Annotated in this window: 10 protein-coding genes; 1 reads left to right on the top strand and 9 read right to left on the bottom strand. The window is 73.3% G+C overall.

The features are described 5' to 3' along the window. Positions 1-14 precede the first annotated feature (14 nt). Entirely contained in the window at positions 15-764 is a 750-nt protein-coding gene (locus KILIM_RS04635) for a 2,3-dihydro-2,3-dihydroxybenzoate dehydrogenase (RefSeq protein ID WP_006591472.1), read from the top strand. Between the two features lie 19 nt (positions 765-783). Here the strand turns inward: KILIM_RS04635 and KILIM_RS04630 are convergent, their stop codons facing one another. The 9 genes from KILIM_RS04630 to KILIM_RS04590 are packed head-to-tail and all read right to left on the bottom strand — an operon-like array spanning position 784 to position 22,702. Continuing rightward, complete coding sequence (locus KILIM_RS04630) at positions 784-1,890, bottom strand: FecCD family ABC transporter permease (RefSeq protein ID WP_006591471.1); 1,107 nt, start codon at positions 1,888-1,890, stop codon at positions 784-786. Then, positions 1,887-3,002 carry a FecCD family ABC transporter permease gene (locus tag KILIM_RS04625; protein WP_006591470.1) on the bottom strand — a complete coding sequence of 372 codons (1,116 nt, stop codon included), beginning with the start codon at positions 3,000-3,002 and terminating at the stop codon, positions 1,887-1,889. Before KILIM_RS04625 ends, KILIM_RS04630 begins: the two co-directional genes overlap by 4 nt. Continuing rightward, positions 2,999-3,871 carry a siderophore-interacting protein gene (locus KILIM_RS04620; protein WP_006591469.1) on the bottom strand — a complete coding sequence of 291 codons (873 nt, stop codon included), beginning with the start codon at positions 3,869-3,871 and terminating at the stop codon, positions 2,999-3,001. Before KILIM_RS04620 ends, KILIM_RS04625 begins: the two co-directional genes overlap by 4 nt. Continuing rightward, complete coding sequence (locus KILIM_RS04615) at positions 3,868-5,406, bottom strand: MFS transporter (RefSeq protein WP_006591468.1); 1,539 nt, start codon at positions 5,404-5,406, stop codon at positions 3,868-3,870. Before KILIM_RS04615 ends, KILIM_RS04620 begins: the two co-directional genes overlap by 4 nt. Further along, entirely contained in the window at positions 5,403-5,663 is a 261-nt protein-coding gene (locus KILIM_RS04610; protein ID WP_006591467.1) for an MbtH family protein, read from the bottom strand. Before KILIM_RS04610 ends, KILIM_RS04615 begins: the two co-directional genes overlap by 4 nt. Before the next feature lie 24 nt (positions 5,664-5,687). Further along, complete coding sequence (locus KILIM_RS04605; protein WP_006591466.1) at positions 5,688-9,815, bottom strand: non-ribosomal peptide synthetase; 4,128 nt, start codon at positions 9,813-9,815, stop codon at positions 5,688-5,690. A 1-nt stretch (position 9,816) separates the two neighbouring features. Then, positions 9,817-18,354, bottom strand: a complete 8,538-nt coding sequence (locus KILIM_RS04600; protein WP_006591465.1) for a condensation domain-containing protein — start codon at positions 18,352-18,354, stop codon at positions 9,817-9,819. Then, positions 18,351-21,701 (bottom strand): non-ribosomal peptide synthetase, encoded by a 3,351-nt coding sequence (locus tag KILIM_RS04595; RefSeq protein ID WP_006591464.1) that lies wholly within the window; start codon positions 21,699-21,701, stop codon positions 18,351-18,353. Before KILIM_RS04595 ends, KILIM_RS04600 begins: the two co-directional genes overlap by 4 nt. After that, positions 21,698-22,702, bottom strand: coding sequence for an ABC transporter substrate-binding protein (locus KILIM_RS04590; protein ID WP_006591463.1), 1,005 nt, complete (start codon positions 22,700-22,702; stop codon positions 21,698-21,700). Before KILIM_RS04590 ends, KILIM_RS04595 begins: the two co-directional genes overlap by 4 nt. Positions 22,703-22,709: the final 7 nt, after the last annotated feature.

Below are 22,709 nucleotides of genomic sequence, written 5' to 3'. Positions count from 1 at the left end.
CTTAAGCTGAGCCGATGGCGACGCCACTCACCGATAGCCCTGACGGTTCGCACGCCCTCGTCACCGGTGCGGCCGGGGGGATCGGGGCGGCGGTGGTCGCCGCGCTCCGGTCTCAGGGGCGCGAGGTCCTGGGAGTTGACGCGCGTCCGGCGCCAGGCGTGACGGTCCTCGACGTTCGGGACGCGGCCGCCGTCGAGGCATTCGTCGCTCAGGCCGACGCTGCCGCCCCGATCGACGTGCTCGTCAGCTGCGCCGGGACCCTGAGCAACCGGGTCGCCGTCGAAACGTCGCTCGCGGAGTGGGAGCGGGTCTTCGCCGTCAACGCCACAGGTGTGTTTACGGTCTCGACGGCCGTCGCCCGACGGATGATCCCGCGTAGGAGGGGCGTCATCGTCACCGTCGCGTCCAACTCAGGACGTCTGCCCCGGCACGGCATGGCCGCCTACGGAGCATCGAAGGCCGCCGCGGCGCTGTTCACCCAGTCCCTCGGGCTCGAGCTCGCCGAACACGGCATCCGCTGCAACGTCGTCTCACCGGGCACGACCCGCACCGGCATGGTCGAGCGGATGCTCGCCGACGCCGGTTCCGACGAGGAGGCCATCGTGCGCGGCGACGTCTCCCGCTTCAAGGTCGGAATCCCGTTGCAGCGGTTGGCCGAGCCCGAGGACGTCGCGCAGGTCGTCACCTTCCTCGTCTCCGACGCGGCACGGCACGTGACGATGCAGGATCTCGTCGTCGACGGCGGCGCGGCGATGACGCGTTAGGTCAAGGCACGAGGCGGCATCAGGCGTCGCGGCCGGCGTAACGGGTCAGCAGCCAGAGCAGGACCGGGGCACCGGCGAAAGAGGTGACGAGGCCGACCGGCACTGGCGCGGGGAACGCGGTGCGCGCCACGACGTCGGCGACGACCACCATGACGGCGCCGATGAGCGCGCCCCCAGCGACCGGCGGACCCTCCGTGCGGAAGAGGAACATCGCGATCTGCGGGGCGCAGAACGCGACGAAGGCGACCGGACCGGCGATCGCGCAGGCCAATGACGCCGCGACAACGGCGATCGCGGCCTGGCCGAGCTGGGCGAGCGCAACATTGACCCCCAGCGAGCGCACCGTGAGCTCCCCGAAGCGCAGCAGCCCGAGATAGCGCGACGTGATCCCCGCGAGCAGCAGACACAGGAGTGCGCCAACGAGAGCGGGTCGCAGGGTGCCCATCTCGACGGCCGACAGCGACCCGGTCAGCCAGATCATGGCGGACGTGAGGTCTGGCAAGTCGGCCCGTAGCAGCAGCCACGACGTGAAGGCCGACAGTCCGGCGTTGACGCCGAGCCCGACGAGGATGACCCGGCGCGCGTCCAACCCGTTGCGCCAGGAGACCGCCACGACCAGAAGACCGGCGAGGGCACCGCCGGCGACGGCGAGGACGGGTACCGTCACTGTCCCCGTTTCGGGGGCGAACGACGAGGCCGACGACGCCGCCAGCAGCGAGACCACGGCCAGGCACGACGCGCCCGCGGTGACGCCGATGATGTCTGGGCTGGCCAGCGGATTGCGCAGCAGCGACTGGGTGATGGACCCCGACATCCCCAGGCAAGCCCCGACGAGGAGGGCACCGACGACCCGGGGGCCGCGCAGTTCGCGGACGAGGAAGTCGAGCGCGGCGTCATCCCCCGTGCCGAGCAGGACGCCGACGACGTCGGCGGGCGGGATCCACGTGTCCCCGAGGCACAGGTCGAGGACGACACCGACGGCGAGCGCGACGACGGCCGCCACGGTGCAACCGATCCGGCGGCGCGCGAGCGGGGTCCTTCGACGTCGCCCGGCCGGTGCGCCGTCGTCGGGTGCGGGGGCACCGCCCCGGGAGTCGAGGGCGCTGGTCAGAGTGGGCGGGGTCATCGCAGGCTCCCGGCGGTGCCGCCGAGGCGGCGGGCGAGGACGATGAAGAGGGGGGCGCCGATGATGGCGAGCATGATGCCGACGCTGACCTCGGAGGTGGTCAGGACGAGCCGGCCCGCGATGTCGGCGACGAGGAGGACGACCGCGCCGGTGAGCGCCGAGACGAGCACGGTCGCGATGGGGCGTCCCCCGACGAGTCGCCGGGCCGCATGGGGTGCCAGCAGGCCGAGGAAGCCGAGCGCGCCGCAGGCCGCGGTGGCTGCGCCGGCGAGGAGGACGACCGCGCCGAGACCGACGATCCGGTCGAGGGCGGTGTTGCGGCCGAGCGAGGCGGCGAGTTGCTCGCCGAGCTCCAGGCCGGGCAACGCGGGCAGGTTGGCCAGGGCGGCGATCAGGCCCAAAGCAAGGACGGGGGCCACACCCGCGACGACCGCGAAGTCCCGACCAGCGAGCGAGCCGACGCTCCAGAACTGGAACGACTTCATCGTCGTGGGATTGAACAGGACGATGGCGGTCGTCGCCGACCCGAGCAGGGCCGTGAGCACCGTGCCGGCCAGGATGACGGTCGTCATCGGCTCCAGCACGCGGATGCGCGCGGCGAGGCCGAGCACGACCGCGCCGGCGACGACCGCGCCGAACACCGCGATCCACACGTACCCGGCCGGCGCGGTGACCCCGAGGTAGGCCATCGAGATGACCACACCGAGCGAGGCACCGGCGTTGACGCCGAGGAGTCCGGGGTCCGCCAGCGGGTTGCGGGTGTGCGCCTGGCACAGCGCACCCGCGACCCCGAGCGCGACACCGCACACGAGCCCGACGACGGTCCGCGGCACCCGCAGCCCCAGCACGATCGCCGCTTGCGCGTCGGTGCCGTCACCGCGCAGTGCGGCCCAGACCTGCGACAACTCCAGGTGGGAGGAGCCGTAGGCCAGGCTCGCGTAGATCACCGCCCCCAGGGCCAGCAGGAGCAGCACGGTGAGCACGGCGACCCGCGCGTCCCCGCTGCGCGTGACCCCGCCGATCGGGTGGAGGCGGTCAAGGCGGCGGGGCGGGCGGCCAGGCTCCGACCCGGCCTGCACATCGGCCGGTCCGTGGTCGCGAACCGTCGTCACGAGGTGGCCTGCGGAGCGGCGTCGTCCTCGTCGTCGTCCTCGGCATGGTGGTCGTGGTTGGCGGCGCCGCGACGCCAGTACCCGTCGACGTCCCAGCTGTCGCGGTCGAGTCGAAGCTCCCGGGAGAGGTAGCGGCGCAGCGGCTTGATCGACATCGATTCGCCCGCGACCCAGACGAAGCCGTCGCCGTCGGGCAGTTCGAGCCCGCGGACGGCCTGTTCGAGCAGCGACGTCGTGCCGGGTTCGGCGTCGCCGCGGTGCAGCCAGCGCAGGTCGAGGTCGGCGGCGGTGTCGATGGCGATCTCGTCTCCGGCGTCCTGCACCTCGACGACGGCCGTCACCGGCACTCCCGCGCGCAGCCCCTCGACCCAACGCGCCAGCGCCGGCAGAGCCGTCTCGTCGGAGGCCAGGACGTACCAGTCGCAGACGTCGCGCACGAGGAAGGCGCCGCGCGGCCCCAGCATCCCGAGTTCGTCGCCGGGGCGCGCCCGCGCGGCCCACGGTCCGGCGACGCCGTGGCCGTGCAGCACGAAGTCGATGTCGAGGAACGGGCCCTGCGGCTCGAACGCGCGGACCGTGTAGTCGCGGAAGGTGTACTCCGCCGGCGACCAACGGCCGTTCTGCAGCTGCGGCATCCGCACCGCGCCGCCGGCGTCCTTGTCGAAGAAGAGCTTGACGTGGTCCTCGGGGGCGACCGTCGGGAAGTCCTCGAGGTCAGGCCCGGTGAAACGCACCCGCATCATCCGCTGCGAAAGCCGGATCACCTCGGTCACGGTGATCCGTCGGGCGCGCAGGTCGAAGTAGTACTGCGCGATCTTGTCGCGCTCGACGTCGGGCAGGTAGTGGCGCGGGACAAAGGTCGCCGTCATGGGGTACTCCTCGTGGGCTTGTGAGCTGGGTTGTGGGCGGGCTTATGGGCGAGATCGGCTTCGGGATCCCGGCCGGGTTCTGCGTCAGCCTGCGTGCCTGCGTTGGTCTGCGTGCCTGCGTCGGTCTGCGTGTCGACCTCGGTCTGCGAGTCAGCCTCCGTGTCGGCGGCGCCGGTGTCGGGTGTGCGGGTGAGGGTGCGCAGTCGGGGGTGGGTCAGCAGGAGGAGGGCGGTGGTCACGGCGGCGACAAGGCCGCCGACGACGATGACCGGTCCGACTCCGATGAGTCGGGCGCCCACCGACAGAACCGGCCCGCCGAGACTGTCGCCGACGGTCGCCTGCGCCGCCCACAGGCTCTGGACGCGCCCGCGCAACCGGTCCGGGGTGCGCTCGGCGAGCACCGTGAAACGCAGGATCTCGCCGATGACGTCACCGGCGCCGACCAGGGCCATGGCGACGGCGGCGATCGCGACGGTCGGCGACAGACCGAAGGCGACGACCCACATCGACGACGACACATACACCCCGACGATGACGAGCCCGACCCGGCGCACGCGCGGCACCCAGCCGCTCGCGAGCGTCGCGATGATCGCGCCGACCGAGGTCGCCGAGTACATCAGGCCGACCGCCTCCGGGCCGCCGCCCAGGGTGCTCTGCACGAACTCGGGGATGAGGACATGCGGAGAGGCGAAGAAGATCTGCAGGAAGCCCATGAGCAGCACGGCCGCGACGACCGGCTCGCGGGAGGCGAACCGCAGGCCGCCGACGAGGTCGGCCCGCCAGCCGCGCCAGCCCGAGCCCGAGCCCGACAACTCCCCCGACGACTCTCCCGGCAACACGCTCGACGGTCCGGGCTCCGTCTCCGCAGCTCCCGGTGCCGGCTCGGCCGCCTCCCCGCCCTGCGCCTCCTCGCTCGCCCCCGGCCGGATCGGTCGGAGCTGGAAGAGGAACAGCCACGAGATCACGCTGATCACGGCGACGACCCAGTACACGAGGGCGAATCCACCGGCCCCAGCCAGAACACCGCCGACCAGCGGCGAGGCCGCCGACCCGAGATCGAGGCACATCGCCATGAGGGTGCCGGTCGCGGGCAGCATCGCGCGCGGTACGACAGCCGGCACCGCGGCGCCGAAGGCCGTCGAGCCGATCGAACCGGTCACGCCGTCCCAGACCGCGAAGACATAGAGGGCCGCGACCGACGGCTCGTCGAGGGAGGCGTTGCAGGCCAGACCTACAAGGCCCGCGATGGCCAGCGCGCGGCTCACGAGGATGACCCGGCGGCGGTCGACGCGGTCGGCCAGCACACCCCCGGCGAGTGCCCCGACGAAGGTCGAGACACCCAGGGCGGTGTTGACGAGCGCCACCTGCAGCGAGGACCCGGTGAGGTCGTAGATCTGCACCGACAGGACGACCATGAGCATGCCGAGGGCGAACATCGACACGAGTCGGCCGATGAACAGCAGCCGGAACTGTCGGTTGACCCGCAGGGGCGTGAGGTCGATCGCCCACGCGGAAAGGGTGAACCCGCCGCTCACGAGGTCGGGGTCAGCCGCATGCCGTCTGCGGCGGGCGAGCCGGCGGCAGTCGCCTCGCCCGCTGCCTGGGTTGGGGCCAACGGGCGGATGTCGTGCCAATTGGCCTCCACATAGGCGAGGGCGTCGCCGCGTGGACCTGGCCCGTAGACAGTGCGCCAGCCCGCGGGTACGGGGCGGAAGGTCGGCCACAGGCTGTGTTGCCCGGCATCGTTGACGAGCACGAGGAAGTCGGCGTCGTCGTCGTCGAAGGGATTCATCGAGGCTCCTGGGGTGCAGTGTCGTCAGCGGTCAAAGCGGGTCGCGCCCGTGTCGACGGGGACGAGCGGGGCGATCCGCTCGGCCGCGTAGGGCGAGGTGAGCAGGTCGTGGGGGACGTCCAGGAGGTGCTCGGCGAAGCCGGCGCGCGACAGCTCGCGCCAGGCCCGCGCCGCAGCAGCGGGGTCGGCGGCCGGACCGTCGGCAGACGGGTCGCGCGGGTCGGTTGCCGTCGAGGTGACGAGCACTGTCGGCGCGTCCACGGGCGTGTAGCGCGCCCGCAGCAGCAGCCGCCCGTTGAGCGCGCGGACCCGTCGGAAGGCCTCGAGGTCGTCGGCACCGAGGCCGGCGAAGGCGCCCGTCCCGTCGGTGAGGAAGTCGAGCGCCTCCTCGACGTCGTAGGGAGGTGTGAGCCAGTCCGGGATGTCGCGCAGCCCGGCGGCGAGCAGGAACGCAAGGACGGCCTGCATGTCCTCGTCGGGCCCGTCGGTCTCTTCGGTCTCGTCAGGCTGGAAGCCGGCCGCATCGGCCTGTGCTTCGACGCCGTCACCGGTCGGCACCTCGAGCTCGTCCGTCGGCGTCGGGGCGCCCGGGTCGAGGAGCGTGAGCGACGCGACGCCGATGCCGCGCGCCTCGAGCCGGGCCGTCATGACGTGCGCGAGATGCCCGCCGAAGGACCAGCCGATGACGTGGCATCCCGTCTGTGCGACGTCGTCGCCGGCGCCCGCCGCGGCCGCGAGGGCGGCGTCGATGAGGTCGTCGGCCAGAGCGTCGAGGCTCGCCGGGTCGCTGTCGGGGTCGCGCAGCGCCGGGGACTGCAACGCGTAGACGGCCGGCGCCCCACGGTCGCCACGGGTCGCGCGGCCCAAGGACCCGTCGAGGCGGGCGGCGATGGCGGAGAAGGTCCAGCCGAGTCCCAGCATCGGGTGCACGCAGAACACCGGTGCCCGGCCGCGCCCGGGATGCCCGCCGAGCGGGAGGACGACGGCGAAGGGGTCGTGGTCGCCGTCGAGGCCGACGACGAGCCCGGCCGGTGTCGGCGCGGCGAGCAGGGCGGCGACCCCGACGCGGCGGCCGAGGCGCTCGGCGATGAGCGTGACCGCGCGCATCGCGACGAGCGAGTGCCCACCGAGGGCGAAGAAGTTGTCGTCGGCGCCGACCGACTCCAGGCCGAGAACCTGCGAGAACACCGCACACACCGCCTCCTCCTGCGGCCCGCGCGGGCGTCGACCGCCGCCGGCCTCGAGCGTCGGCATCGGCAGCCGGGCGACGTCGAGCTTGGAGTTGATCGTCAGCGGGAGGTCGTCGACGGCGACAAGTGCCGCGGGCACCATCGCCTCGGGGAGCCGCGCGGCGAGGCCACGCGACAGCTCGCGGTGCAGCGTCTGCGACGACCCGGCGGCCGCGAGCGCGGCGGGGGCCGCGACGACATACCCGACGAGGGCGAGGGCGCCGTGCGGCAGCCGGCGCGCGACGACAGCGCACCGCGCGACGCGCGGGTCGGCGGCGAGGACGGCCTGGACCTCGCCCGGCTCGACGCGGTGCCCGCGGATCTTGACCTGGGCGTCGCTGCGGCCGTGGAAGTCGAAGACGCCGTCGGGGCGGCGCGAGACGATGTCCCCGGTGCGATACATCCGCGACCCGGGCGGCCCGAACGGGTCCGCGACGAAACGTTCCGCGGTGAGCCGCGGAGACCCGTGGTAGCCGCGCGCCAGGCCGGCGCCGGTGACGTAGAGCTCTCCCGGCACCCCGTCGAGCACTGGGCGCAAGGCGGAGTCGAGCACCCGGACGTCGGTGTTGTCGATGGCGCGTCCGACGATCGGGGTCGCGCTCTCCTGCGTGCCGCCGCCGAGGGTGTTGATCGTGTACTCGGTCGGCCCGTACAGGTTGTAGCCGTGGGTGTTCGGCGCGTCGCGCAGCGCCGACCACACGTCGGGCCCGACTGCCTCCCCGCCGAGCAGCACGAGCCGCGGCGTCGGGGTCTGCGCGTCGAGGAGCCCCCCGGCGAGCAGTGCCCCAGCGACCGAAGGCGTCACGTTGATGACGTCGATGCGGTGCGTGGCGAGGTAGTCGGTCATCGAGGCGGGGTCGCGGCGCACCTCCTCCGAGAGCAGGTGCACCTCGTGGCCGTCGAGCAGCCACAGCAGCTCCTCCCACGACATGTCGAACGCGAACGACACGGCGTGCGCTACGCGCCACGGCACCGCAGGGCTCGCCCCGGCCGGCTCGAAGATCCGCCGCCGGTGGTTGCTCAGCATGTTGACCAGGCCGACGTGGTCGATGGCGACGCCCTTGGGGGCGCCCGTCGAGCCGGACGTGAACATCACGTAGGCGAGGTCGTCGTGCCCGTAACCACCCGGCTCCACGCGCGGGCGGTCGATCGGCGGTGCGAGCCGCGTGACGGGGGCGTCGCCGGTGATCGCATACCGCGCACCGCTGGCCTCTCGCAGGGCTGCGCGGCGCGCGTCGGGCAGGCCGGCGTCGATCGGTACGTAGGCGGCCCGGGCGGCGAAGACCGCGAAGATCGCGACGACGACGTCGTTGCCGCGGGGCAGCTCGATGGTCACGAGGTCGCCGGGCTCGACGCCGTCCTGGACCAGCGCGGCCGCCTGGGCGGTCACGGCCTCCCAGAGGTCGGCGAAGGTCATCGAGCCGGTCTCGTCGACGAGCGCCGTCCGCTCGGGAACGCTTGCGGCGGTCGCGCGCAGGAGGTCGACCAGGGAGGTCTGCGGCACGTCGAGGGCGTCGCCGGTCCATGACTCGACGAGCTGCGCCTCGGTCTCCGGAGTGAGTATCGCCAGCGACCCGACCGGGCGCCGCGGATCGGCGGTCATCGCCTCGAGCAGGCGCACCCCCGACGCGAGCAGCGCGCGGGCCGCGTCGGTGTCGATGACCTCGGTGCGGTGGCTGAGGATGAGCCGCGTCGCGTCGCCGGGGTGCACGATGAACGTCGCCGGATAGTGCGTCGCGTCGCCGCCGTCGATGTCGGCCAGCCCGACCGACTCCGAGAGCCGCGCGAACGACTCGTCGTCGGTCGGGGTGTTGCGCATGACGTAGAGGGTGTCGAAGAGCGGCCCGAGCCCCGCGTCCTGCTGGATCGCGCCGAGCCCGACGTGGTGGTGTTCGACGAGGTCGGCCTGCTCGCCCTGGACGCGGCGCAGCAGGTCGGCCACGCTCTCACCGGGCGCGACCCGCACACGCTGCGGGACGGTGTTGAGGAAGAGCCCGACCATCGCGTCGACACCCGGAAGGTCGGCCGGACGCCCAGAGACCGTCGTGCCGAAGACGACGTCGTCGCGGCCGAGCAACCCGCGCAGGAGCAAGCCCCACAGCGTCGAATACACGGTGTTCGTCGACACGGCGCACGCACGGGCCAGGCGACCGACGGCCGCCGTGAGCTCCGGGCCGAGGTCGATCTCGGCGACGTCGGGGAAGACCGCCTCGCGGTCGGGATCGGAATCGGCGAGGGTCGCCCCGGACTCCAGACCCGAGAGGGCGCGGCGCCAGGCGTCCTGGTCCGGCCCGGGCTCGCGGCGCCCCAACCAGGCGAGATAGTCGCGGAACTGCGGTGCGCGGGGCAGCGATTCGTCCCTGCCGCCGGCCGCGATGTGGTGTAGCAGCTCGACGACGAGCAGCGCGTCGGACCAGCCGTCGATGACGATGTGGTGGTTGGTCATGACGAGCCGGACGCCGGCGGTGCCGAGGTCGACGGCGACGAACCGGATGAGCGGCGGGGCGTCCATGTCGAAGCGGCGCTGCCGTTCGCTGACCTGGATCTGTTCGAGGACGGCCAGCGCCTGCTGCCTGTCATGTCCGGACAGGTCGACGACCCGCCACGGGGTGGCGAGCGCGTGCGGCACGAACTGCACCGGCCGGTCGAGCAGCGCCGCGGAGAAGCCCGCGCGCAGGGCGTCGTGGCGGGCCAGCAGGCTCGCGCAGGCGCGTTCGAGGACGTCGAGGTCCAGCCCGGGCCCGAAAGCGTAGGTGGACTGCATGGAGTAGACGTCGAGGCCACCCTCGCCGGAGACCGCGTGGTAGAGCAGCCCGGCCTGCAGCGGCGCGAGCGGCCACACCTGCGCGCGCGGTGCGGGCGCGGCCTGCTCGGTGGTCGTGCTGGTCGCTTCATTCGCAGTGAGTTGTGTGTTGATCGTCATGTCACAGGCTCCGCAGGAGATCTTCGAGGGCGGTGGCGCCGCGGTCGTCCAGGCTGATGAGGTCGCCGACCCGGGCCCGGGTCGCAGCCGGGCCGGGCTCTGAGGCTGTTGGGTTCGCGGCCGCGTCGGCGGCGCCGTGGGACCCGATTGGCGTCGCCACTGGTGTCGGCGCCGCGGTCGTGACCCGCTGCGCCAGCGCCCGCGGCGACGGGGCGGTGAAGACGTCGCCGGCGCGGATCCGAAGCCCCTGTTCCCGGCAGGCGGTCACCAGCGACATCGCCAGGATGCTGTCCCCGCCGAGAGCGAAGAAGTTCGCGTCGGCGTCGACGGCCTCGCCGGTCGAGGTGACGGCGGTCGTCGCTGCGTCGGCCGGCGCCGCGGCCCCGAAAAGGTCTCGGAAGATAGCGACGAGCTGCGCGACCGGCCAGGCGGACGGATCCGTGTCGTCGTCCTCAGCGGTCGCTGCGGCACCGGCCGGGGCACCGAGGTGCGTTTCCGGCAGTGTGCGGGCGGCGATATCGACGAGCGCGGTCGCCGACTCGGTCGGGTCGGCGTCGGCGAGCCGATCAAGGACGCGCCCCAGGGCGTCGAGCGCTGCCGTCGCCACGTCGTCGGGCACGGTGGCCCGGTCGTATTCGAGTCGGAGTTCGCTGCGCTCCGAGGCGGTCTCGACGGTAAGGCCCAGCGGATAGTGCGTCGCGTCGCCACCGTCGAGCCGGGTGATCCGCAGACCGGCCGCGACGGCCCGGGCGTCGGTATCACCACCCGGGTAGTTCTCGACCACGAGCAACGCGTCGAACAGGTGTCCGCGACCGAGCGCCGAACCGAGACGCGCCAGCCCGACGGGCGGCTCGACGAGTGCGGCGGTGATCTGCCCCGCAAGGTCGGCCACGGCCGCGGCGATCGTGCGCCCGGCCCCGAACCGTGCCAGCACCGCAATGGTGTCGGTGAACATGCCGAGCAGGTCGGTGTCGGTCTCGGGGTCGCGCCCGGAGACGACCGTGCCGGTCACTGCTTCGTCGCGACCCGTCAGGGCGGCGAGTAGCGCGCCCCAGGCGGTCGCGATGATCGCGGACTCGGTCGTGCCGTGCCGACGCGCGGCGCGGCGGACGCCGGCGTAGTCCGCCACGCGGCTGCCTTGGTCGATCGCGTCTCCCGGCACGGCTGTCGTCACCGGCCCGGCCGGGCTGTCGGCGAGCAACGCGCGGCGTCGTTCCAATGCCGCATCCGCACCCGCCCGCGCCGCGAGCTCGGCGCGGGCGATGTGCCGCGCGAACGGGCTGCGGGCCAGAGCGGCCGAACCGTCCGACGTCACCTCGGTGGTGGCGGCCGCGCCGGTGCCGAGGGCCGTATAGCGGTCGAGGACCGCATCGAGCAGCAGCGGCATCGACCATCCGTCGAGGAGCAGGTGGTGGTTGGCGAGAACGAGCCGGTGCTCGTCGTCGGCGGTGCGCACGAGGGTGACCCGCAGCAGCGGATCTCGGGCGAGGTCGTAGCCGCGCCTGAGTTGAGCCGCGACGAGACCGGCGACCGCGTCGGCCGGATCGACTTCGTCGAGGGCATCGCCGCGGGTCAGGTCGATGAAGCGCCACGCGCAGTCCGTGCTTGCAACGGTCACGAGCACGGGCAGCCAGGTGCCGGAGCGTCGACCAGCCCCGCCGGGCGTCACGCCGGCACCGACGCCATCGTCCTCGGCTGCAATCCAGCGCACGCGCAGCCGAAGCTGCGGATGCTCGGCCAGCACGCCCTCGATCGCGGCACGCAGCACCGCCGGATCGAGAGCGCCCGCCAGGCCCACGTCGAGCACCGATGTGTACGGGTCCGTTCCGGCCCGGGCGGCGGTGGCGGCCTCCGACACGGCGGAATCGGTCTCGACGCCGGCATGGAAGATCATGCCGCGCTGCACCGGCGTCGCCGGCCAGACGGCCTGCACCACGTCCTCCGCAACAGCCGCGCCGTTCGCAGAGGCTTCTCCGGCATCGTCGCGAACGAGAGGGGGCGAGATGGTCTCGAGCTGCCGCGGCGACAACCCGACCGCGTCGTGCACCACCGTCGGCGGCACCCCGAGGTCGAGTGCGGCGATCGCGCGCAGAGCAAGCGCCCACTGCTGCACGAGGGCGTCGGAGCCGTCGGCGGCGACGGAGGCCACCTGCCAGTGTGCGACGAGCCGCGGACCGTCGGTCGCAGTTGCCGGGGCGAGGTGCACGTTGAGTTCGACCAGGTGGGAGACGGGCAGGTCGGCGTGCAGCCCGAGCTCGCCCTCCAACGCGGCCGGGTCGCGGTCGCCTGCAGCGACCGACGTGCCGAGGTAGTTGAGGAGGATCTGCGGTGGGCAGCCACGTTCGGCGTCGGCCAGCCTCTCCCGGTGCTCGGGATGGAGGTGGCGGAGCAGCCCGTAGTCGGGCCCGTCGACCCGCGCGGACTCCACTGCCTGAGCGACGCGAGCCACGTGCCGACACAACGCCCCCGGTTCGCCCGTGAGCTCCCCGACCCCGGCGTCGACTCCGTCGTCGGCTCCAGCGTCGACTCCGGGCAGGCGTACCGGCCACGTCGCCGTGAACCAGCCGACGGCTCCGGCACCCGGGTGCTGCGCGCGCGGATCGGCGGCGGCCACCTCGGTAGGGCGGCCGTGACCTTCGAGCTCAACAACGAGGTCGGCGGCGCGCCCGGCAGTGAGGGCGGCGAGCAGCAGCGTCTCCATGCGCCATCCGCGGAGCCCGGCGCTCCGCAGTCGCTGAGTGGTGTCGGCGTCGAGACGGACTTCGAGGTCGCGAGCGGCACCGACCAGCCCGAGGTCGACGTCGGCGTAGGCGTCGAAGAGGGGGGCGGCCGGTGCGAGGGCCCGCGTCCATCGCGGCGCGGAGGCGGCCGCGGCAGCGAGCACGGCGTCGTCCGCCTGCGTGCGGGTCCACTCGGCGAACGACGGCGCGGGCGGCAGATCGGCGCCGGCGATGAGGCGGTGCAGGTCGTCGGTGATGATGCCCCACGACACCGCGTCGACGGCCACGTGATGGGCGAGCACGACGAGCCGGACGCGCTCGGCCTCCGCTACCACCGCCCAGCGCACGAGATCCCCCGCGCCGGGATCGATCTCGTCGGCGAGCACACGCAGCTCGGCGCTCAGCGCATCGGCGGGGACGACAGCGAGCCGCGCCTGCGGGGCCGCGACGACGTCGGCGGTGTCGAGGCCGACCCGTAGGCGCAGCGCGTCATGGCGCTCGACCAGGCGCTGCGCCGCGGCGCCGATCGCGGTGACGGAGGTGCCGGCGGGCAAGAGAATCTCGCGCAACTGCTGGAAGCCGCGCCCCGAGCCGCCGCGTTGCAGCACCTCCTGGTACCAGGACAGCGCCGGCGTCAGGCGCAGCCCGTCCCCGTCGCGGAGTCGAGACCTGTCGCCGTGTTTCAGGGGGTCGGCAAGGACCCGCGGGGCAAGGGCCCGCGGGGTCGGCGCGCCGAAGACGTCGGCGATCCCGACGCGCAGCCCCCGCCCGCGCAGCGCGCCGACGAGGCGCACGGCAAGGATGCTGTCGCCGCCGACGTCGAAGAACGAGGCGTCCTGAGGCAGCTCGGCCGCTCCGAGCACTTCGGCCATTACCCCGGCGACCTCGGCCGCCGTCGTGATCTGGTCGGCCCGCCCCCCTTCGCCGCGGATCGCGGCTGTGCCGTCGGGCGCGCAGACACCGGGCCCGGCAGCCGAGTCCTCGAGCGTCACTGGAACGAGCCGCGGCCGGATCGCTGCCGACCCGCCCGACGCGTCGCGCGCAGCCGTGCGCCCGGCATCGGCGCCGCTGACCAGCGCGCCCAGCGCGTTGCGCCACGCCCGTGCGAGCGTGTGCGCGTCGGCGTCACACTGCGCCGGGTCGATCTCGACCTCGAGGGCGGGTCGAGCGCCGAGGGTGACGGTGGCGGTGACGGGAAAGGTCGTCGCGTCGTTGCCCTCGACCATCGTCACGCGCGGCTCGTTGGGGTCGTCTGCGTTGCTCGGCCGCGGGTAGTTCTCGACGACGACGAGGCTGTCGGCGACCGTACCGACGAGCTGATTGACTCGGCCGAGCCCGAGATGGGCTGCCGTCTCCGTGCGCGCCAGGGCGGCGGTGACGTCGCGGCCCACCTGCACCAGGGACCCGGTGACTGTTAGGCGCACGGGTCGGGTCGTGACGAACATGCCGACGGCCGACTCGATGTCGCGTAGGTGCTCCGGCCGGCCGGCGGAGGCGAGCAGGTAGGTCACGTCGTCGCCGCCGGTGAGGTCGGCGAGCACGCGGGCCCACGCGGCCTGGCAGGCCGCGGCGACGGTGAGCCCGTGGCGCCGGAGTGCGCCGGACAGGGCGGTGGCGGCAGTGTCGTCGAGGTCGATGTGGGCTACGGTGCGCTCCCGCGAGGACGTGTCAGCCCCGGTTCCTCGGCCGAGCAGCGTCGGAGTCGGAGCGTCGGCGAACTCGCGGCGCCACAGGTCCTCGGACGCGGCGCCGTCCTGACCCTCCCACCAGCGCAGATAGTCGGCAAAGACCCGATCAGCGGCCCTGTCGGAGTCGGTCTGGGGAGCCGCTGCGGGCGCGAGGACGAGGTGGTCGCGCAGCTCGGCCGCGAGCACCGGTGTCGACCAGCCGTCGGCGAGGAGGTGGTGCATCGACACGATGAGATAGGCGGTGGCCGGCCCGGTGCGCACCCACGTGTACCCCGCGAGGCGCGCGGCCTCGAAGGAGATGTCGCGTTCGAGTTCGTCGCGCCGGACCCGTTCAAGGAGGGCGGCGACACCGGTCTCGTCGAGGTGGGTGGCGTCGAGGTGGCGGTGGGGTACGTCGAGGTGGTCGACGACGACGGCGATCGGCCGCGGCAGATCGCCCTGCCACACCGCGATGCGCAGGCTCTCGTGCCGGGCGAACCAGGCGGCGACGCCTGCGTCGATGTCCTCGGCCGTCGCGCTGCCTCCCGTTCGACCTGGCGGGAGGTCGAGCCGCAGCGTCACGGTCGTGCGATAGGGGTCGGGGCGCAGGCGGTGGGAGTCGATGTAGATGCCGAGCTGGGTCGGGGACAGCGGCAGGACCCGCTCGAGGCGCGCGCCGGGAACTCTTGCCTGGAGGTGGGCCGCAAGGTTGGCGCGGCGCTGCGGAGTGAGTAGGTCGAATGGGTCGTCCGCCGCGCTCGGCGGTTCCTCGTGCGCGGGCGTCGGGTCCTCGATGGCCATACCGGCGTCGGGGTCCTGTGTCGTCGGCTGGGCGCACGCGGCGATGGCGGCGACGGACCGCGCGGTGAGCACCTGCGCCGCGCGTACCGTCCACCCGCGGCTGCGCATCCGGCCGCAGATCTGGATGGCCGCGATGCTATCGCCGCCGAGGGCGAAGAAGTCGGCGTCGTCACCGACCGCACCGGCCGGCATCTGGAGCACGTCGGCGAGGCAGTCGCGCAGGTCGGCCGTCGCGCGGTCGGGGCCGCACGGGTCGACGGGAGCGTCTCCGGCCGAGCTGGCTGGGCGGTCGGACTCGGCGGCGGCGAGCGGCCCGCCGCTGGGACCCGACTCCGACGCTCCGGCTCCGGGCGCGGGCAACGCCGAGCGGTCGAGCTTGCCGTTGGGGGTCAACGGCCAGGCATCGAGCAGCACCAGGTCTGCGGGGACGAGCGCCGCGGGCAGGGCGGCGCGGCAAGCGGTCAGTAGCTCGGCGAGAAGCTGGCCGCGCACGCACCCCTGGCCGCCGCCGAGGCGCTCGGGGACGACGTACCCGACGACCCGACCCCGCCCCGAGACGCTGTCACGGACGACGACGGCCGCCTCACGCACCCGCCCATCGGCGGTGAGTACCGCCTCGATCTCGCCGGGCTCGACCCGGCGACCGGCGAGGGAGAGCTGTCCGTCGGTGCGGCCGCCGAGCACGAGCAGCCCCTCCTGGGTCCAACGGGCGACATCGCCGGTGCGGTACATCCGCTCGTCCCCCACGCGAATCGCGCCCACATCATCGCGCCGCGGGTAGGGGTTCGCGACGAACCGCTCGGCGGTGAGCCCCGCCCGACCCAAGTAACCGTCGGCGAGCTGTGGTCCGGTGAGATACAGCTCGCCGGATGTGCCGGGGGGCACCCGACGCAGCCGGTCGTCGAGGACGAGGAGCCCGGTCGTGCCGAGGGGCCGGCCGACGACGGGCGTCGGATGGTCGGCCAGTGACGCCCACGCGGCGTCGACGGTGGCCTCGGTCGGGCCGTAAAGGTTAAGGGCGACCGTGTCACTTTCGGCGCAGCGCTCGCGCAGCTGCGCCCACAGCTGCGGCGGCAGCGCCTCGCCCCCGAGCACGCACACGCGCGGCAGGCGCGTGAATGCGTCGGCGGCCAGCAACGCCGACCACACCGTGGGGGTGAGGTCGAGGTAGTCGATGCCCTCGCGCTCGACGTACTCGGCGAGGGCGAAAGGGTCGAGGAAGAGATCGTCGGACAGCACGTGCACGGTGTGCCCGGCGAACATCGCGAGGAGTGCGTCCCAGTGGGCATCGAAGTGGAACGCGGCGGCGTGGGCGACCTGGCGCGGCGCGGTGCCGCCCTCGGGGTGCAGCTCGCGGCTGTGATGCTCGAGCAGGTGCGCCAGCGCACGATGCGGCACGGCGACGGGCTTGGGCATGCCGGTCGAGCCCGAAGTGAGCACAACTGAGGCGATGTCGCCGGGCTGCGGTGCGCGCGTCGCCACGCCGCGGCGCTGTTCGTGGGGGTGGGGTTGCTCGCGGATGTGGTCGTGGCGGACCTGCACTCCGTCGGCCGTGACGACGAGCGCCGCGCCGACCTCGGCGAGGATCGCCTCGCTCCGGGTCGACGGCAGCGCGGGGTCCATGACCAGGGCGGCGGCTCCAGCCTCGAGGATCGCCAGGAGAGCGACGACGGTACGGGCCGAACGCGGCCGCGTCACTGCGACGATGGGCGGGCCTTCCGACCTGGCGGGCAGGAGCTTGCGGAGGTCGTCGCGCAGTGCGGCAACATCGACCGCGAGCTGGGCGAAGGTCCAGTGGGCACGGCGGCCGTCCGGGTCGGCATCCACGAGCGCCGTGCGCTGCGGGAAGCGCGCGCACGCGTTCGAGAACGCCTCGGGCAGGAGCGGCGGGATCCGTTCGCGGGAGGCCCCTTCCGCGCCGACCGGGCCGACTGCGTGATGCGCGGTACGGCTCTCGGCGCCCGCGAGGAGAGCTGCGTCGGCGGCACCGAGCACGTCGACGGCACCGAGGCGCGTCGCGGTTCGGGCGGCCTCGACAAACGCGGTGAACGCATCGGCGTGGCGTCGGGCGGTGGCTTCCTCCACGCAGGCCGCGTCGTAGGTGACCTCCAACCTCCACGGCGCGTTGTCCCCCCGATGCCCCAGGACGAGGGTCGCGGCAAGTGGATAGTGGGTGTCATCGTCGACGCGCGTCAGCGCGAAGGTGACCTCACCGGCAGCGAAAGTCTTTGCTTTGTGAGCGGATTCGATGGCAAGCAGGCTCGTCGCGGTCTCCGGGCGGCGCAGGGCGGCGTGGATGCCGCGCAGCCCGACGTGCTGGTGGGGCAGGCTCGCGGTCCAACGCCGCGCAGCATCGGCCGCCGCCGCAAGCACGTCGCCGCCCGGGTCGGGTCGTTCGGCGACGAGCACAGCGTCGGTCGTCAGACCGATGAGGTCGTCAACGTCGGTGACGCCGGCGTCGCGGGTGGAGACGGCCACGGCGAACGGCGTCCCGCAGGAGCCGGTGACAGCGTCGAGCGCCAGGCCCCAGCAGGTGCGCGCGACGGCCGCCGGGGTGAGGCCGCACTCGGCGAGGCGCGTCGGGTCGAGGGGGTTGATGACGGCCTCGAGGCGGGTCGGGCGGCGAGCGCCGCCGGTCGGCCCCAGCCAAGCCGGCGTCGGCGCGTCGAGGTCGGAGAGGTGGGTGGCCCAGAAGGCGCGAGCCGCGTCGGTGTCCTGCTCGGCGAGCCAGGCGAGGTGGTCGGCGTAACTGCCGCGCACCGCGGGCAACTCGCTGGGGGCGCCCACGAGGCGGGCGTAATGACGCGCGACCTGCGCCACCAGCAGGGGCATCGACCACCCGTCGAGGACGATGTGGTGGGCGGCGATGACCAGCGCGGCTGGTCGGTCGTCGGCGTCCAGGACGACATCCCAGCGCAGGAGCGGCGGCTCGTGCAGGTCCCACGCCAGGCGGCGCTGCCACGCGAGCACCGCGGCCACGGGCTCCGGATCAGGGTCCGTAGGGTCGTGGACCTCGATGACCGGGTCGAGCTCCTCGATGAACTGCACGGGCGCGACGTCGTCGTTCATGAGGAAGCCGGCGTGCAGGTGGGGCTGGTCGGCGACCAGGGCGGCGATGGCTGCGCGCAGGGCGTCCAGGTCGACGGGTCCGGCCAGCTGCACGACCGACTGCCCCACGTAGTCGGTCGGTGCGCCGCTGCGGGCGATCCCGACCGCGGCATCGTCGCCACCGTCCCCGCCCCCTGCTGCGGCGCCGACCGACGCCGGGTCGCTGCGGCCGAGCTCGGCGAGAGCGACCAGGCCCTGCTGCAGCGGGGTGGTCGGCCAGATGAGCGGGGTGCCGGTCGTCATGCGCGGGGGGTCCTCTCGGGTTGCCGGCCGCTGCGGGGGCGCCGGGAACGGCGGGCGATCAGGTCGTGCACGCTCGCGAGCTGGGTCGCGGTGAGTCGCGGGTCGGGGCCGGCCGCATCCGAGCCGGCCGAGGATCCGTCGGCGGTTCCCTCGGTGGTGTCCGCGAGGGTGATGCCTGCGGCGATGCGGGCGAGGGTGCGGTCGGTGAAGATGGCGCCGACGCTCGTGTGGTGTCCGGCGCGGCGCAGGGCCGCGACGACCTTGATGGCCGAGATCGAGTCGCCGCCGAGTGCAAAGAAGTCACTGTCGCCGCCAATCCGAGCGATGGATAGGGCGAGGACGTCGGCGAGCACTCCGGCGAGGGCGCGTTCCGCATCGGTTGCGGGAGCGAGTGCGGGCGACGTGGCTGTCGGCGCCTCGTCGTCGAGCGGCAGGGCGGCGACATCGAGTTTGCCGGTGGACGTGCGGGGCAGAGCGTCGAGCACGACGACCCGTGCGGGCACGAGATGTTCGGGAAGCACGTCGCGGGCCGCGTCGCGCAGTTGCGTCCCGGGCTCGGCGGCGACGACATACGCGACGAGCGCACCGTCCCGCGCGACGACCGCGGCCTGCCGCACGCCCGCGAGGCGGCGCAGTCCGGCCTCGACCTCGCCGGGTTCGACGCGGTAGCCGCGCACCTTGACCTGGTCGTCGGCCCGACCTCGGTAGTCGAGCAGCCCGTCGGGCCCGATGACGACGAGATCGCCGGTGCGGTACATGCGCGATCCGGGCGGTCCGGTGCGGTCGGCGACGAACCGTTCGGCGGTCAGCGCGCTGCGCCCGAGGTAGCCGAGGGCGACCTGCGGCCCGGCGAGGTACAGCTCGCCGACGACACCTGGGGGTACCGAGCCGAGGTGCGGGTCGAGCACGAGCGCGCGGACGCTGCGCAGGGGACTGCCGATGGATCCCCGGCCGGTGATCTCCGCGCCGGTTGGCGGTCCGGCGGCGGGGCGCACGAGACCGACCGCATCCACACACGTCTCTGTGGGGCCGTAAAAGTTCGCGACCTGCAGACCCCGTTCAGCGAGAAGCCGCGCCCACAGCTCCGGTGGGCATGCCTCGCCGCCGACGCTCACCATCCGCAGCGAATGCCCGGCGTCGAGCAGGCCCTCGTCGAGCAGGGCGGCGAGCACGGTCGGGGTTGTGTCGAGGAACTCCAGGGCGTGCGCCCGCACCTGCGCGACGGTGGCCGCGGGATCGCGGGTCACCTCCCGCGACAACAGGTGCACCTCGTGCCCGAGGAAGAGTCCCTGCAACGTGTCCCACGACCCGTCGAACTCCAAGGGTAGGGTCTGCGCCACCCGCAACGACTGTCCGTCGGCGAGGGGGGCGAAGGTCTCGGCGCGGTGATGGGCGAGGAAGTGCGCGAGGGCGTCGTGGCTCACCGCGACACCCTTGGGGCGGCCAGTCGATCCCGAGGTGTGGATGACGTAAGCGATCGCGTGACGGTCGATGGGTAGCTGCAGACGCTCGGCGGCGTCGTCGCGGCCAGTGTGGCCACCAGGTGCGTCCCGCTCGTCGCAGGCCGGGCTTTCGCTGACAGGTGACGACATGGGGGCGGACTCGAGGGTGCAGCCGGCGCCGACCCCGGCCCGCAGCTCGGCCCGCCGTGAATCGGGCCACATCGGGTCGAGGGGGACGGCCACGCGGCCGCTGACGAGGCATGCGAGAAGCGCGACGACGGCATCGGCGCACCGGGGCACTTCGAGGGCGACTGTGTCGCCCGCAGCGGTCCGGGCGGTCAGCGCCTCGGCGGTGGCCGCGACGCGGACTGCAAGGTCGGCGTAGCTCAACCGTGTGTCGTGCGCGGTGTCGACCAGGGCGATTCGCTCGGGGTGCGCGGCGACGGTCCGGGCCAGGAGGGTGGCGACCGTGGGCGGCGATTGCGCGGCATCGGCGATCGTGCTGGGGGAGAGCGCGCCCGCGCCGAGCGGGGGCAGCGGCACGGCGGGTGCGGCGAGCGCACCGACGGGAGTGCGTGCCTCGGCGCGTACGAGAGCGTCGAGCACGTCGCCGACGAGGTGCCCCGCCGCCTCGGCGGGGCTGGTGGGGCTGGCGGCACTGGCGGCGTCGATGGTCGCCCCGGCGTTGGCGCCCGCGGCCCGCAGCGTGGCCACCGGAGCACTCCCGGGCGCTGTGGCCGACCACATGAGCGCCCGGTCATGGCGGTAGACGCTGAGGCCGAGGTCGTCGACCGGTCCCTCGGCCAGATTGTGGATCGTCACGTCGAGGTCGCCGACGCGCCCCGGCTGGTCGAACACCTTGATGTTGAGTTCGGCGCCGACCAAAGGTGCGTCCCCGCTGACCCGGCCGGTGAGGCGGGCCAGCTCCTCGGCGCGGAACCGCCCGTGCCTGCGCAGCGCGCGCAGCCGCTCCGCGACCTGCGCGACGAGGTGGGCCACGCTTGCTCCGGGGTCGACGTGCACGTGCAGCGGAAGGATGTTGACGACGCTCGTCGGTGCCAGCGCGGCGGGTCCGAGGCGGTTCATGAGCGGGATGCCGGTAACCACGTCGCGATGCCCAGCCAGGCGCGAGACAGCGACCGCGTGCGCTACGGCAAGTAGGTCCGGCCACGTGTGGCCGAGCCGGTCGGCAGCAGCGTCGAGGTCCGCGCGCGAGGTCGCGAAGACCCCTGAGCCAGTGCCGCCGGCTGTCCGCAGGAGAGCGCGCGCGGCCCCCGCCTCTTCGGCGCGCCGATCGACCTCCAGCCAGTACTCGCGGTCCCGGTCGTGGGAGGCCGAGGCCTCGTAGGCGCGCTCGGCGGCCACGATCGCCTCCACCCCGATGAAGCGAGTCGGTGCACTGGCACGGCCGGCTCGACCGTCGGCATACAGCTGCAGCGCTCGCCGCACGAGCAGGACGAGGCCGTAGCCGTCGACGAGCACGTGATGGGCGGCGGCGAGCCACACGACCCGATCGGGTGCCAGCATCAGCAACCGCTGCCGGTGCAGGGCCTGCCCCCCGAACGACAGGCCCTGCACCATCTGCTGCGCCATCACTTCCGTGGCCGCCGCCCAGGGGTCGGGCGAGGCGCGCAGATCTACGACCTCGCACACCTGGCCGGCGCCCGAGCCGCCGGCCATCGCGGTGACCCCGTCCGCGTCGACGCGCAGCGCCCAGCCAGGAACCTCGCCGACCGCGCGCTCGATCGCCGCGGCCAGCGCGGGCAACTCGACGGGCCCGCGCAGCTCAACGGCCTCCCCGACGGTGTATCGGGCAGAACCGGCCTCGATGAGCTGGGCGTGGACCACGCCCTCCTGCGAGCGGGTGAGTGCCGGCGCGGATCTCGTGTGGTGCGAGTGGGTCACGCCAACTTCTTCAGGGTCGCCTCGAGGCTCTCCAGCGACTTCAACGCGGTCTCGTAGCGGTCGGCGAAGAAGTACCGCAGCCCGTAGCTGTGCCCGGCTTTGACCGCCGGCAGCGCGGTGTAGGTGGGCAGCTTCGCCAGCTCGGCGGCGCCCTCGGCCGGCTGACCGTCGACTGTCTCGTCATAGAGCACGACGGTGGCGTCGGAGATCTTGCCGAGCTGCTCGGCCGAGAGGAACGTCGCGTTCTCGGTCCGCTCGTTCGCCGACACCGACGTGAGTTTGGCTCCGGCGTCCAGGAGGGTGTCGCCCGGCCACGAAATCGGGGAGTAGACGTTGACCTCCTCGTAGTAGTCCAGCGGCGCGAAGACGTTGTTGGCCAGAACGTCCGCGTACGTCTTCTTCAGCTCGGCAGCCTTCTCCTCGTAGGCCTTCTTGGCTGCCTGAGCCTGCTCACCGTCGCCGAGGACCTCGGACATCGTCAGCGTGGCGTCCTTGGTCTGGGCCGATCCGTCGGAGCGGATGAGCACGGTGGGTGCGATCGCGTTGAGCTTGGTCCACTGCGCCTTGGCATCAGCACTCAGCTCGGCTGTCTTGCCGCCGCGCACGAAGCCGATCATGAGGTCGGGTTTGAGTGCCACGATCCTCTCCAGGTCGGGGCCGTCCTTGCCGAGGATGATCGGCAGGTCCTTGACCTTCGCGTACTCCTCCGGGAGGAAGGAGTCGGCGAAGTCACCGTCGGCCGTAGCGACCGGGGTGATCCCGGCAGACAGCAGCGGCCCGACGCCGCCCTCGAGGGCGATGGCACGCGTCGGCTTGGTCGGAATGGTGACCTGGCCGAAGGCGGTGTCGACGGAGTGGGTCGTCGCCTCGGCGCCCGCGGCCGCCGTTTCGGTGCTCGTGCCGGCCGCGCCGGAGGTCGCGGAGGTGGCGGAGCCGCAGGCGGTGATCCCGAGCCCGATGACAAGGGCTCCGGCGGCGGCGAGAAGGCGGGGGTTGTTCACGTGTTGC

This window comes from Kineosphaera limosa NBRC 100340, from assembly GCF_000298215.1.
Taxonomy (GTDB): domain Bacteria; phylum Actinomycetota; class Actinomycetes; order Actinomycetales; family Dermatophilaceae; genus Kineosphaera; species Kineosphaera limosa.
This window is presented reverse-complemented; position numbering and strand designations above follow the sequence as displayed.